This is a genomic window from Microbacterium xerophyticum, from assembly GCF_053543555.1.
The window spans coordinates 919,287-932,809 of record NZ_JBLVOB010000007.1 but is presented as its reverse complement, the minus strand read 5'-3'; the positions used below and the strand labels follow the sequence as shown (position 1 = coordinate 932,809).

At 68.7% G+C, this 13,523-nt stretch carries 13 protein-coding genes; 8 read left to right on the top strand and 5 right to left on the bottom strand.

What is annotated here, in order from left to right:
* Positions 1-53 precede the first annotated feature (53 nt).
* The 6 genes from ACNPNP_RS16050 (at position 54) to ACNPNP_RS16025 (ending at position 5,594) form a co-directional block, all read left to right on the top strand.
* The gene (locus ACNPNP_RS16050) at positions 54-1,421 is read left to right on the top strand and encodes a hypothetical protein (RefSeq protein WP_448967027.1); all 1,368 of its coding nucleotides are present in this window, start codon (positions 54-56) and stop codon (positions 1,419-1,421) included.
* Positions 1,422-1,579: 158 nt separating this feature from the next.
* The gene (gene phnD, locus ACNPNP_RS16045) at positions 1,580-2,488 is read left to right on the top strand and encodes a phosphate/phosphite/phosphonate ABC transporter substrate-binding protein (protein WP_448967026.1); all 909 of its coding nucleotides are present in this window, start codon (positions 1,580-1,582) and stop codon (positions 2,486-2,488) included.
* On the top strand, positions 2,485-3,345 hold the full coding sequence (locus ACNPNP_RS16040; protein WP_448967025.1) for a phosphonate ABC transporter ATP-binding protein: 861 nt from the start codon (positions 2,485-2,487) through the stop codon (positions 3,343-3,345). The genes phnD and ACNPNP_RS16040 overlap by 4 nt, the downstream gene beginning before the upstream one ends.
* A complete protein-coding gene (gene phnE / locus ACNPNP_RS16035; RefSeq protein ID WP_448967024.1) occupies positions 3,326-4,198 on the top strand; it encodes a phosphonate ABC transporter, permease protein PhnE in 873 nt (290 codons plus the stop codon). The genes ACNPNP_RS16040 and phnE overlap by 20 nt, the downstream gene beginning before the upstream one ends.
* Positions 4,195-4,977 carry a tyrosine-protein phosphatase gene (locus tag ACNPNP_RS16030; protein ID WP_448967023.1) on the top strand — a complete coding sequence of 261 codons (783 nt, stop codon included), beginning with the start codon at positions 4,195-4,197 and terminating at the stop codon, positions 4,975-4,977. The genes phnE and ACNPNP_RS16030 overlap by 4 nt, the downstream gene beginning before the upstream one ends.
* A complete protein-coding gene (locus ACNPNP_RS16025) occupies positions 4,974-5,594 on the top strand; it encodes a TetR/AcrR family transcriptional regulator (RefSeq protein WP_448967022.1) in 621 nt (206 codons plus the stop codon). The genes ACNPNP_RS16030 and ACNPNP_RS16025 overlap by 4 nt, the downstream gene beginning before the upstream one ends.
* Before the next feature lie 209 nt (positions 5,595-5,803).
* On the opposite strand, the gene ACNPNP_RS16020 is transcribed toward ACNPNP_RS16025, so the two are convergent.
* From ACNPNP_RS16020 to ACNPNP_RS16005, 4 genes are all read right to left on the bottom strand, one after another.
* Positions 5,804-8,263: a CHAT domain-containing protein gene (locus ACNPNP_RS16020; protein ID WP_448967021.1), complete on the bottom strand. Its 2,460-nt coding sequence runs from the start codon at positions 8,261-8,263 to the stop codon at positions 5,804-5,806.
* A gap of 71 nt (positions 8,264-8,334) precedes the next feature.
* Positions 8,335-9,912: a S8 family peptidase gene (locus ACNPNP_RS16015; RefSeq protein WP_448967020.1), complete on the bottom strand. Its 1,578-nt coding sequence runs from the start codon at positions 9,910-9,912 to the stop codon at positions 8,335-8,337.
* A gap of 35 nt (positions 9,913-9,947) precedes the next feature.
* Positions 9,948-10,394 carry a hypothetical protein gene (locus tag ACNPNP_RS16010; protein ID WP_448967019.1) on the bottom strand — a complete coding sequence of 149 codons (447 nt, stop codon included), beginning with the start codon at positions 10,392-10,394 and terminating at the stop codon, positions 9,948-9,950.
* Positions 10,378-11,007, bottom strand: a complete 630-nt coding sequence (locus ACNPNP_RS16005; protein ID WP_448967018.1) for an RNA polymerase sigma factor — start codon at positions 11,005-11,007, stop codon at positions 10,378-10,380. The genes ACNPNP_RS16010 and ACNPNP_RS16005 overlap by 17 nt, the downstream gene beginning before the upstream one ends.
* Before the next feature lie 92 nt (positions 11,008-11,099).
* Here ACNPNP_RS16005 and ACNPNP_RS16000 point away from each other — a divergent pair, with 92 nt between their 5' ends.
* Entirely contained in the window at positions 11,100-11,318 is a 219-nt protein-coding gene (locus ACNPNP_RS16000; RefSeq protein WP_448967017.1) for an SCO4848 family membrane protein, read from the top strand.
* Positions 11,319-11,336: 18 nt separating this feature from the next.
* On the opposite strand, the gene ACNPNP_RS15995 is transcribed toward ACNPNP_RS16000, so the two are convergent.
* Entirely contained in the window at positions 11,337-12,635 is a 1,299-nt protein-coding gene (locus tag ACNPNP_RS15995) for an MFS transporter (RefSeq protein ID WP_448967016.1), read from the bottom strand.
* 75 nt (positions 12,636-12,710) lie between these two features.
* Here ACNPNP_RS15995 and ACNPNP_RS15990 point away from each other — a divergent pair, with 75 nt between their 5' ends.
* Positions 12,711-13,325 carry a winged helix-turn-helix domain-containing protein gene (locus tag ACNPNP_RS15990; protein ID WP_448967015.1) on the top strand — a complete coding sequence of 205 codons (615 nt, stop codon included), beginning with the start codon at positions 12,711-12,713 and terminating at the stop codon, positions 13,323-13,325.
* Positions 13,326-13,523: the final 198 nt, after the last annotated feature.

The window sequence follows — 13,523 nt, the reverse complement described above, 5'->3', positions numbered from 1 at the left end:
ATGTCGGCGCCTCGTGAAACGCTGACGGCAGATCACGTCGTCCGGGGGGAACAATGGAATGGATCGACTGGCTGCTCGGGCCATTCGAACGGATACGAGCGGGCCTGAACTGGTCCGGCGGCGAAGGCGAGGTCTTCGTCGCAGCACTCCTGGGCTACGCGCTCGTGTTCCTGGTGATCGCATTCGCCCTCCATTTCGTCTTCCGCGCACTCGCGCGAGCGACGCGCTGGTGCGCCAGGAAACTCGCGACGGGAGGGACGCTCGAGGACGTCAGGCGACTGGAGGCGAGCAGCGCTCGAGTCGAATGGGCCCTGCTGTGGCTCGCGACCCGAGTCGTCCGAACCTCATATGGCTCCATCGAGCAGCCGACGCGCCTTCCGGGAAGCGCCGATGAGACTGCCGTGCTCAGGATCGTGCGCTGGGCTCTGCGCAGCCTCTGGCTGATGCTGCGGTGGACGGGGGCGTTTCTGGCGGCGCTGCCCGGCTTCTTCCTGACCGCGTTCGGCATCGCGGTGCTCCTGGCCGCTGTGCTGACCGCGTTCCCCTCCGCCATCCGATCGGGTGCCGAGGCAGTGGGGTCCTTTCTGGTGGCAGCGAACTGGTCGACGGCCGCGATGGTCGCCGTCGCCACAATCGCTGCAGCTGCCCTGCCGATCACGCTGATCGCGGTCAAGATGCTCGTCAGCGAGGCGGCGCATGCGCGTCGGGCGTTCCGCCGCGGTCGGGACGAGCACGCCCTCGAGCAGCTTCACCGCGCGACGCCGGCCATCACGGCGCTGGCGAACGCGGTCGGGGACCAGATGCAAGAGATGGTGCGCACCTTCGATGTCGAGAGGTATCACGCCGGACAGTGGCACGAGTGGGCGCAGCGCGCGACACCGGCACGGCATCACTGGCGCACGGGTCGCGACGACCACCTCAACTGCAACCGCGAATGCCTCGAAGATCTCGGGACGGATGATCGGGAGCACGTGTATGCCGATCAGGTCACGAAGGCGGTCGTCGGCATCGAGAGCGCATGGAACGACGGTCTGAAAGATCAGAAATCCGCTCTTGCACGCGTGATCAGCCGGCGGGCGTGGCGCGGATTGGTGTCGCTGCAGTTCTGCATGTCTTCGAGAACGGGACGTTTCTGGATGCACAAGGTGCCATCGATCGACGAATGGCGGCGACGCCGAATCGCCTGGCAGCACCGGCAGCTCACATGGAGCGAACCGACGGATGCCGACATCGCAGCGGGCAGGGAGGTGGCCGTACGCACCGGTTGCTCTCCGGAGGAGCGATGGCTCGAGAGCGGACTTCGCGAGCTCGTATGGGACCTGGCCGAGTTGTCGCGCGAGTTCGCCGACCTCGCGGATTTCGCGCACGCGCTCACCCGGCCTGGCCGATTCGAGCGGCTCGCCCGGGTGTCGGAGGGTTGACCGGGCTCCACGTCCGCTGATCTGCCAGGGCCCGCGGGTCACGCGCTGTTCATCTGCCATTCCATTACAGGTATGACGGTCTCGTAATTCCTGGACACCTTCGAGAGTTCGAATACAGGTGTTCTCGAAATCCCGTCATCCTTGGAAAGGTCACATCCATGCGTCGCTACACCCTCCCCGCGGTGGGCTTGCTCGGCATCGCTGCTCTCGCCCTCACCGGCTGCCAGACCCCGGCGGCAGACGCCGACGCGGCGGAACCCGCGTCCGACGCCCCCATCACGATCGCCACGCTGCCCGCATCGGACGATCCCACCCAGGTCAACCCGATCGAGGCTCTCGTCGAACTCCTCGAGAAGGAGACGGGGCGCACCGTCGAGATCACTGACGTGCCCGACTACCTCAGCGTCGTCGAGGCCATCCGCAGCGACCACGTCGACATCGGCATCATGAGCGGCTTCCCGTCGGCCCTCGCCGTCAACACCGGTGAGGTCGACGCGCTCCTGGCGTGGAAGGGATCCGACGAGCCCGTCTCCACCTGCGTGGTCAAGGCCGACTCCCCGATCAAGACGGTCGCTGATCTCGAGGGCAAGACGGTCGCGTTCGCCGATCAGGCATCCAGCTCGGGCTACTTCATGCCGGTGTACATGCTGCACGAGGCCGGCCTCGAACAGGGCAAGGACTACGAGGGCATCTTCGCGGGCGGGCACGAGGGCAGTTTCGCGGCGCTGCAGCAGGATCAGGTGGATGCTGCGTGCACCGCCTTCGTACTGACCGAGATGGGCGAGCCGATGTTCCCGTTCGCCGACGGTGAGTGGCGAGCCGTCGGGGAGAGCCCGTCGATGGACGTCATGGGCACCGTGCTCGCGCGCCAGTCGCTCGACGACGAGACCCGCACGCTCCTGGAGGAGGCACTGCCCAAGGTGTTCTCCGAGGAGAACGAGGAGGCGCTCGCCGCCTACAGCTCGTTCATCGGCCTCGAGGTCGAGATCGCACCGGACCCCAGCGTCTTCGCCTCCTTCGCGGAGATCGCAGGGGTCGCCGGTGTCGAGCTCAAGGACCTGGAATGAGCAGCGCCGTGACACGGGTGACGGATGCTGCGGCATCCGTCACCGCGACCGATCGCACGACGACGGCAGAGCTGCGCCAGGCGCTTCCGCTCGTCACGGTGCGCGGACTCCGCGTCGCGTACGACGACAAGCCCGAGACGAAGCCCGTGCTCGACGGAGTCGACCTCGACCTGTTCCCCGGCGAGATGGTCGCTCTGCTCGGGGCGTCCGGCTCGGGGAAGTCCACGCTCATGAAGAGCCTGACCGGGTTCGCGCCCGTCTCGGGCGGGTCTGTGCGCATCGCCGGGCATGACGTCACCAACCTCGCCAGAGGCGAGCTGCGAACGCTCCGCTCGGACGTCGGGCAGGTGTTCCAGCAGTTCCAGTTGATCCCGCGGCTCAGCGTGCTCACGAACGTGCTCACGGGAGCGCTGCACGGTGCGGGGCCGATCAACCTCGTCGGCGGATTCTCGTCGGCGCACCGCCAGCGCGCGCTCGCACTGCTGGACCGTGTGGGTATCGCCCACAAGGCCAAGGACCCAGCCCGCTCCCTCAGCGGCGGGCAGCAGCAGCGGGTCGCGATCGCACGGGCGCTCATGCAGCAGCCGCGCGTGATCCTCGCCGATGAGCCGGTGGCGTCACTGGACCCGAAGCTCGCCGACTCCGTGCTCGGGCTGCTGCGACGGATCGCGACGGAGGACGGCATCCCGGTGCTCGTCAGCCTGCATGTGCTGCCCCTCGCGCTCGCGCACAGCGACCGGATCGTCGGTCTGCGCCACGGCGAGATGCTCGTGTCCGCGCGCACGGCCGACCTGGACGCCTCGAAGCTCGCAGTCCTGTACGACGAGGAGGATGACGATGTCGATCACCACGCCTGAATCGCGCACACCTGGTTCGACCGCACCTGAATCGCGTCCGAAGCGCGATCAGCCGACCCTGTCGACGGCGGATCGGGCGCGGCTCGAGCGCGCCTTCTCGATTCCGCGCACGCGATTCCTGATCGGCATCCCCGTGGCGATCATCGTGCTGTTCTGGTCTGCGGGAGGAGTCGGATTCGACTTCCTCAAGCTGGGCGAGGGCGCGATCAACATGGGCGAGTTCCTCTCCCGGCTGTTCCCACCGGACTTCTCCAAGATCGGAATCATCCTCACCCTGCTGCTGGAGACCCTGCAGATGGCGATCATCGCCACGGTGCTCGGCGCGGTGCTCTCCTTGATCGTGGCCTTCGGTGCAGCATCCAACATCGCTCCGCGGTGGCTGTACTACCCGTCGCGCTGGGTGATGAACATCATCCGCTCCGTGCCAGACCTCGTCTTCGCCCTGATGTTCGTCTCGGCCGTCGGGCTCGGCCCGTTCGCCGGCATCCTCGCGATGACGCTGGGCTCGCTCGGCTCGATCGGCAAGATCTTCGCCGAGGCGATGGAGTCGGTCGATCGCGGCCCGATCACCGCGATGCAGGCGGTCGGGGCATCCAAGCGTCAGGTCATCCAGTACGGGGTTCTGCCGCAGGCCGCACCCCTGCTCGTGTCGTACACGCTGCTGCTGTTCGAGGGCAACGTGCGCGGCGCGACCATCCTCGGCCTCGTCGGCGCGGGCGGCATCGGCCTCGAACTCACCACGGCGATGCGGATGTACGACTACGGACACCTCAGCGCCATCATCATCTGCATCATCGTGCTCGTCACGGCAATCGACCAGGGCAGCGCCCTGATCAGAAGGAGAATCACATGACCACGGCGTCCATGGACACCCCCACGATCGACATCGCCCTCAGCGCGCCCGTCAACCTGCGCGACCTCGGCGGCATCCCCATCGACGGAGGAGTGCTGCGCCACGGGCTGGCGATCCGCACGGACGACCTCGCCTACGTCACCGCGGAAGTGGTCGACGAGCTGGTCGACGCAGGCCTCACCGCGATCATCGACCTGCGCTCGCCGGCCGAGGTCGCCGCGACCGGCCGCGGCCCGTTCGGGGAGCGCGCGCTGGGGTATCACCACCTCCCGCTCATCGCGAACGTCGCGGATTCCATGACAGCGGATGCTCCGGATCTCAGCCACGAGGGCATGGCGAAGATGTACGTCCGGATGGTCGAGACCGCGGCCCCGCAGCTGGTCACGGCCCTCAACGTCATCGCGTACACGCCAGGGGCGACGGCGTTCCACTGCGCAGCGGGCCGCGATCGCACCGGCGTGCTCGCCGCCATGCTCCTGCTGGTGCTGGGGGCGAACGACGACGACATCGTCGCCGACTACACCCGCACCGGTGAGAACATGGTCGCCATCATGCAGCGCACCGCTCCGGTCATGGGCGCGATGTGGCGGGCACTCGGGTTCGAACCGGATGCGCGTGAGGCGTCGTCGAGACTGCTCGAGGGATCGATGGAGGTGTCGATGCGCTCACTGCTCACGACCCTGCGTGAGCGGCACGGTGACGCGCTCGCTCCCCTGCGTGCCGCCGGCCTCAGCGACGACACGATCGCCCGACTTCGCGAGCGGGCGCTCGCCGCATGACGGGCGCCGTGGCGGATGCCGGGGCCGCGGTTCGCCGCGGCCCCGGCCGCCCTCGTGATGAGGAGATCGACGGCCAGATCATCGCCGCGACGCTGAGTCTGATCGATGCCGAGGAGGAGGTGACCGTCGCGAGGATCGTCGAGCGCAGCGGAGTGAGCAGGGCGGCGCTGTACCGGCGGTGGCCGTCGTTGACGACTCTGATCGCCGCCGCACTGGATGTCGGCCGTTCGATCCCGCCCGCGGTGGATGCGGAAGGCGATCTGCGCACCGCGCTGTTCTCGTCGATGTTCGGCGCCGCCGGGGCGGCGACGACCGCCGGGTACTCCGAGGCGCGCTTCCGGCACCGCATCCGTCTCGTGATGGCCGACCGCGCACTGCAGAAGGCGTACTGGAAGTCGCACGTCGCGCGCCGTCGCGCACCGGTCGAAGCCGCCCTCGCTGCGGGCATCAGGCGCGGCATCCTGCGCGACGATCTCGACGTCGAGGCGTGCTTCGACGCGATCGCCGGCGTCGTCTACTACCAGCTGGTCGTTCGAGGAGACCGGCTCGAGGAGGAGGCGACCAGCGCCAGGGTGAGCGCGGCGATGGACGTCGTCTGGCGGGGGATGCTGGCCTGAATCCGAGACCGAGAGAGGAGGGTGCGCGCGAGTGAACCGCGCACACCCTCCGAGTAGTCGGTGTCTGTCGTATACGTCCCCAGCACGTATCCCCAGTCGACTGGCGCCTCCCTCGCGCTCCGTGACCCTCCCCGGAGCCCTTCGCCTGACACCTTCCTCAGATCAGGAGTGAGCATCTCCCTTTCTGATACATCGGATCGGAAATTCTTTCAGAATCCGATGCCGTGGCACTGGAACGGCGTACGGTGACCGGTCGCGGAGGATGCCGCGGCCAGCGCGACGGCAGGGCTCGCCCCTCGGCTGAGGCCCTCATGAACTGCGGCGAGGAGCGCGCTCGCGACATCGTCGGAGACGACTGCCGGGGCCGCGATCACGCTCCGAGTGCCGGCGTGCAGCCACACCCGCGTCATCCCGAGCGCTTCCTCTCCCCAGCGCACTGACGAGTGCCCCAGCTCGCAGGCCGAGAGCACGACGGTGTCCGGCACGTGCGGGATGAGATCGACGTCGTAACCGAAGAGCGTGCCGTCAGCGAGCTCGAATCCGGCGAACAGCGGGTTGTCGACGGCGTGATGTCCGTGCGCTGCGATGTGCAGCAGGTCGACCCGGCCGGCGAGTTCGGTGACGGCATCCACACGCGCATCGTCGCCCGACAGCACGATCGGGTCGCGCCATACGGATGCCGCAGCCTGCACCTCTTCGACTGCTCGCGGCACACGGGGACCACTGGCGAACCCGATCGACCGCAGTGGACGCGCCGCCGGCCGCTCCTGAACCCATCTCGACGCCGAGGTGGCGAGAGTGAATGGGCGCGAGAGCATGGTCGGCAGCATCCCCCAAGGAACGCCGCTGAGGAACCCCGGCACCGTCAATACGAGTCGGCGGGTGCCGATCGCTGGCCGCACAGGCGCGAGCAGGGCATCGTCGAGACGCAGCAGCCGATCGTCGAGTGCGCGCGCGACCACCGCAGCCATCGGCCCACTGGGAATCGATGCAGACACATCCAGGTCGGCGCGCAGGCCGTCTGAGGCGCGTTGCACGGCGGCGCGATCGAGATCGACGATGCGACTGTCATCAGCTGTGGTTACCACGCACAGCAGCGCGTCGCTGCTGAAGACGTAGGAGAGCACGGCGGTCTGCTCGTCGAGTGCCGTGCGCAGTTCGTCGAGTGTGATGCGCGGGCGGGTGTCCCCGGCGCCGGTAGCGGTCCATTGACGATCGCGTACGCGATCTCGGAGCGTGCGCACCTTCGTGTCGGTCGTCCATTCGCTCCCGGAGAGATCGGTGCGCAGCATCCGCAACTCCGCCAGGTCATCTGCGAGCTGCGCGTCCCTCGGCGGACGGACGGGAGCGACCTGCTGGCTGAGGTGGCGGGCGCGCTCGGACCAGTCGAACAAGATGCTCGGATCGCGGCTGTCGGCGGCGGCGGAGAGCCCGCGGAAGATCAGCCCGGTGCCGTGCATCGCGAGGGACGCCTGCAGGTCGAGTGCGCCGAACGACCGCTGCCAGTCGGAAAGGAGGTCGAGTCCGTGGGCGGCGTGGCGGCGGGCTTCGGCGGATCGCCCTTTCGCGCGCGCGCGTGCGGTGCGCACCTCGGCGGCGCGTAGTCGAAGCGGCGTCGGAGAATCACGCGCAACACGGGGCATGCGCTCATCCACGCCGCGTTCGCCTGCGGCGAGGATCGCGCTGAGTCGCACCGCCGTCGCCTCTGCGGGGAATCCGCACGCCTTGAGCGCCTCGGCCGTCTGCTGGAACTCGGCGGCGGAGGGCGCAGCGGTGGTGCGGGCGCTGTCGCGGGCGAGCGCAGTGGCGAGCTGTGCGTCGAGGCGGATGGCGTCACTGCGTGCAGCCCAGCTGTCGGCGCCGAGCGTGCGGAAGCGTCGGGCCGCCGCCTTGGCGACCCGCTGTGCTCGTTGAGGGTCGTGGCGCAGCAGCGAGCGGGAGAGGTGATACTCCGACTCGGCCTGCGCCTGGCGCATCCGAGACGCGCCGAAAGTGGCCGCGACGCTCGCGAGCAGATACTCGGCTTCATCCACCAGCCCGGCGTCGCGCAGCACCTCGGCGCGATCGAGGTCGCTCATCGCCGCTCCTTCGCGTGATGACGCAGCGATCACCGGGCGCGACTGCGCCATGAGCTCGAGCGCCTCGATGAGGTCGCCGCGCAGCAGGGCGGTGTAACCGAGGTTGTGGCGTGCCTCAGCGGCTGCGCCCACGTCGCCTTCGGCCTCGTACAGGACGATCGCCTGCTCGAGGTCGGCGCTGCAGGCGCTGAACGCCCGCCGGTGCATGTGCACGAGGGAGCGATTCAGCAGGCAGTTGGCGCGCGCGATCGAATCCAGCCCATCGATCGCGCGTGTGAGCATCTTCTCGGCGTCATCCAGGCGTCCGGAGCGCGTGAACAGGACGCCGAGCTGTCCTGCGATGATCGCCTGGGTCTCGGCGCTCGCACCCTCGCGGTCGAGTGCTTCGCGGCACAGCGCCTCCGCGCGCGCCGGTTCGCCGGTCTGCGCGAGCACATAGGCCATGGTGCCCGCGATGCGCGACTGCAGATCCACGCCGGCATCCGTCGCCCGCTCGGCCGCACGCTCGAGGAGTCGGCGCGCCGCTGCGTAGCGTTGCGTGTTGGAGGCGTCGCGCCCTCGCTCGTACAGCTCACGCGCAGAAGTCCCCATGCTCTCAGGATGCCGTGTCCGGCGCGTGCGCGGAAGGCTCGGCCCCGTGCAGAGGTCAGGCCTGAGCGTCTTCACCCGTACGGCGTGAGGGGAGGCAGCTCCTTCAGCACGGCATCCAGGGTCTTCTTCGCCGTGGCGGTCGGTGCGCAACTGTCGCGCGGCACCTCGCCGAGTCCGGCCGCGATCTTCCCCGCCACATACGGCGCCGCGAACGACGTCCCGCTCCAGGCGACGAAGCCGCCGCGGTAGTCGTCCGGGTCGATCGTCTGGCGCGGCATGTCGCCGATGTCCGCCCTGGTGACCGCCTGCGTCCCGCCGATGTACCCCGGACTCGTCGAGACCACCGCCGCACCAGGAGCGAACGTGCGCACCCACGGTCCGACGTTCGAGAACAGCGCCACCGAGCGCCGCGAGGGGTTCAGCGCCCCGACCGACACGAGCGGTACTGCCTTGTCCGCAGGTAGACCGTTGTCCGCAGCAGGCCACGCCCACAGCGACGCGGGGAACGAAGGACGGTCGATGGCGTCGTTGCCGGCCGAGCACACCACCACCGTGCCGAGCTCGCGCGCAGTGCGCAGCAGCTCGTAGAGCACCAGCGAGAACTGCCCGTCGACCGGGGTCTCGTGGTAGTACCCGAGTGACAGATTCAGCACGTCGACCGGGCGACCGCCCTCCTCGCCGGAGATGAACCGCCGCTGCAGTTCGACCACGGCGGCGAGGGCTCGCAGGAACGTCGTCTCATCCACCACTCCGAGCGAACCGGCGACCCGGATCGAGAGGATGTCCGCATCCGGAGCGGTCTGTCTCACCAGCCCCGCGATGAATGTGCCGTGCCCGGCCACCGCGTCGATCTCGCCGTCGAGCTGCCCGTACAGATCGGGGTAGCGTTCCGGGTCGTCATCGCCGGTGAGGCCGATAGGCACTCCGTCGATCTCGGCATCGCGGGTCACGATCGAATTGGGCAGCCACTCGTGCACGCCGCATCCGGTGTCGAGTACGGCGACGACCGCGCGCCTTCCCTTCCGAGGATCGGCCCCGCGCACCGGCGCCGCGCCGATCCAGGCGATCGGCTGGCGGCCACCCCGCCCCGGCTCCATGTAGTCGTCGCTGCCCACCGCCCCGGCACCGCGCACCGGATTCGAGCGGGTGAAGGGGTTCGTGCGCGTGAACGGGTTCGTGCGCGTGAACGGATTCAGCCCGACAGGGTCGATCGCCAGCACATGCTCGAGCCCTGCGCGCGGCATCGGCCCGCCCGCGATCCTGCGTGCGCGCTGCAGCACGCGCCACGCATCCGGCGCGACCGGCGATTCGCCCTCGCCAGGCGCATCCGGCGTGGTGAGCAGTGCGCGACGGAGGCCGGGAACGCCGGGGAGAGTGTCCGCCCGTCTCCCCGCGCGCACCACGTCGTCCGACTCCACTTGCAGCCGCCACCCGAAGGCGCTCGCTGCCTCCATCAGTATCTTGAGGTCGCGGTCGTACGCGCCGTTCTCATCGTCCGCACGTTCGGATATCAGCAACCGATCCGGGAGGTATGCGGTGGGGAACGCGCGGATGCCGGCGACCGGGTCCACGCTCGGATCGAGCGCCGACCCACGAGGGATCGAGCCCTCGGCGCGGTCCTGCCAGCTCCAGCCATTCGGATGCTCCATTGCCGTCCCTCTCTGGTGGCGTCACCGCCGGCGACTCACACCTCGAACTGAGGGGTGAGCAGATCCTTCGCGTCTGCGTTCGTGACGAGCAGCACCCGGCTGAGCCCCGGCGGGATCTCGTCGAACGCGCACCGTCCCTGTCCGTCGGGCACTGTTGTCCAGGATCGCCCGCCCTGGGTGAGTCGCACCTCGGCGGCACCGGCATCCACCCAGCAGTCCACGCGTCGTCGACCGCTCGCGGTGTGGCTGATGTGCAGCAGGATGCTCGCGGTGCCGTCGCTGAACTGCAGGGTGGTCGTCTCGCTGTCCCCGCGTACCGCGACCTCGGCGTTCTCGATCAGCGTCAGAAGCGCGTACTCGCGGGAGACGTCTGCGATCGCGATCGCGGCGATCACGCGGTCAGCCAGGTCGGCGGGCACCGGATCTATCTGTTCCTGCGCGATGCGCAGACGCGCGAACAGCGCGTCATCCGTATCCATCATCGGGTGCTCCTTCCACGGAGGAGAAGCCGCTGCGCACGAGTTCGGTGCGCAGCTTCGCCAGGCACCGCTTGCGCGTCGGCCCGATGCTGCCGATCGGCATGTCGAGTTCGGCGGCGATGCCCGCGTAGTCGGGTCGATCGTCGAAGGCGATGATGCGAAGCAGTCGTTGGCAACGGGTCGTGAGGGTGCCGACGGCGCTCCACATGCGTCGGGACTCGTCGGATGCCGTCACCTCGGCCTCGGTCGATTCCTGTGGCGGCAGCATCGGTTCGAGGAGCTCGTCTGCCGTGGCATCCGCTCGCCGGTGGCTCTTGCCGACGCGCCACGCCTCACGGCGGGCGGTGACGGTGAGCCAGCCGGAGATCGCGCGTTCGTCGATGATCTTGTCGTGTCCGCGCACGAGTGCGAGCCAGGTGGACTGCACGACGTCCTCCGCGAGCGAGCGCTCCAGCCCGTAGGCGCGCACGACGTGCCACAGGACGGGGGTCATGAGTCGCACCAGATCGTCCATGGCGTGTCGGTTTCCGGATCGCCAATCGGCGAACAGATCGGCGGCGCGTTCCCAGCGCGTCGAACCGTCGCTGACGGCGCCCACGGGAGAGGCGTCAGTCATGGAGATCATTGTGCTCACATGTACCAGGAGCAGGGCAAGGGGTCTTTGATACATGTCGTCGCGGACCGCGGCGGAGGCAATAGCGTGGAGAGGTGATCGCTCTCTCCGTGCTCCTGTTCATCAACGCGGCCTTCAACGTGATCGTGTGGCCCCGTTTCTACAAACGGGTCGCGAACGATCCGCGAGCTCGGGATGCCGAGGGCAGGGCGACGACGTTCCTCAAGGTGCACGCCGTGCTGATCGCGCTCGCGCTGGTGATCGCAGTGGTCTCGGTGATCGCCGGAGTCGCCGGGCTCGTCGGGGCGCTGTGACCTCGACTGCGGTCTGACTCACTCGAACCGACGGGCGTGCGCCGACCATCCTGCTTCGACGGGGAGTGCGCGCAGCCCGCGGTCCGCGACGGCGAGCAGCACGGAGATCGCGCACAGGACGGATGCCGTGATCAGCGTGTTCTCGCGGCCCATCACGGCGAGCCCGAATCCGGCGATCAGCGGCGCGAAGGGCATCGCCCCCATGCCGAGCACGGCTGAGGCGCTGTTCGCCCGCCCGAGCAGCTCGGTCGGTGTCGCGACCATGAAGTAGCCCATCAGTGCGGCGTTCACCGCGGGGACGAAGAACACCGTCACGGCGAGCACGACGACCAGGGCCAGCGGCTCGTGGGCCGGGATCATCCCGAAGACGCCCAGTGTGGCGACGCCGAGTCCGCCGATGATGACGACGCTCGCGCGCACTCGTGAGACCAGCAGCGGGGCGACGAGAGCGCCGACGAGCATCGCGATCCCTGCGCCGGTCGCGAGCAGGCCGATCGTGATGGTGGAATGCCCGGCCTGCTGCAGCGCGTAGATGACGGTGGTCATGGCCGTGCTGAATCCGAGGTTGACGATGGTCGCCACGAACAGCACGCCGCGCAGGTCGGGGCGCGACATCAGCCACCGGAAGCCCTCCGCGATCTCGCGTAGGGCGTTCGGACGGCCGACCGCGACGGCGGCGGCCGCGAGGCCGACCTCGGGTACGGCCGGGTCGGGTGCCGGCCTGGTGGAGGGGGCCGAGCGGCGCAGCATCCATGCCGTTGCCACCGCGATGACGTGGCACACCGCCATCACCGCGCCGATCAGCCATGCGCCTGCTGCGAGCAGCACGCCGCCGAGCGGCCCGCCCGCGAGTTGCAGCACGGCGTCTCGTCCCTGGTTCGCCGCCTGCGCCCTGCCCATCGCGTCGTCAGGGACGATCTCCTTCAACGCGCTCTCGCCGGCGATGTCGAAGAAGCCCGCACGCGCCGCGAGTGCTACGTCGATCACCAGCAGCGTCACGAAGGTGAGCGCATCGGCGAGCGCCAGCGCGGTGAACGCCCCGGCGAGCACGATGCCGGCGGCCGATCCGACGATCATCATGACGATGCGGTCGTGCCGGTCGGCGAGCACGCCGCCGAACACGGTCGTGACCGTGCGGATGGTCATGCCGACCGCGCTGATGATCCCGGCCTGCGCCGGATCGTTCGTGACGAACAGCGCGATCAGCGGGATCGCGAAGCCGAACAGCGCAGATGCGAGACCCTTCGCGGTGTCGCTGATCAGCCACGTGATGTAGCGGATGTTGCGCGAAAGGCGATGGGAGAGTGCGGTCGTCATGCCACTGAGAATAGTTCCGCAACAGAAATTGCGCAACTATAATTGCGCAATATTCGTTGTGGATAGAATCGGAGGATGGCGGACGAGAACACGCCGGCGGATGACCGGGCGCAATCGCGGGTCGAGCATCCGGACGGCAAGCACGCGACGACGGCGATGCTCAAGGCCTACGCGCATCCGCTGCGTCGGAGGATCGCGAAGTCGGTCGCGGGCCGTGGCCATGCCCGTGCCGCCGACGTCGCCGCCGATCTCGGAGTCCCCGCAAACAGCGTCAGCTTCCACCTGCGCGTGCTCGCAGAGGCCGGACTCATAGAAGAGGCGCCGGAGCACGCCCGCGACAAGCGCGATCGCGTCTGGAAGGCCACCCCGGAATCGTGGAACGTCGGCTCGCCGGAGCATCCGATCGCCGATGAGGAACTGGGTGGTGTGCTGATGAACGCGCTCGCCGACGACCACGTCGCGATGATGCGGCGTGTGATGGCGTGGGCGCCGGAGTACGTGTCCGGTCGCGACCCCGTGGTGCACGGCACCTTCTCGCAGGCCAATCTTCGGCTGACGGAGGCGGAGTTCAAGGAGATCGAGCGGCGGATCCACGAGGTCATCAGGGACGCTCAGGACGCGCACGATCCCGATGACCCCGCCACCCGCAGCTGGAGCCTCGACATCGTCGCCGCCGACGACACGATCTGACCTCGGCGCGTTCACGGCGCGGCGCTGCACCGCCTGAGCCTGCCGCACCGCCTGGGTCTGCTGCACCGCCTGAGCCCGCCGCACCGCCTGAGCCCGGCACACATGTCAGTGGATCCGCACACTTGTCAGCCCGAATCGGCGGTGTGGGCTGACATCCGTGATTCGGGCTGACATCTGTAGCGGCACAGAGGCGGGGGG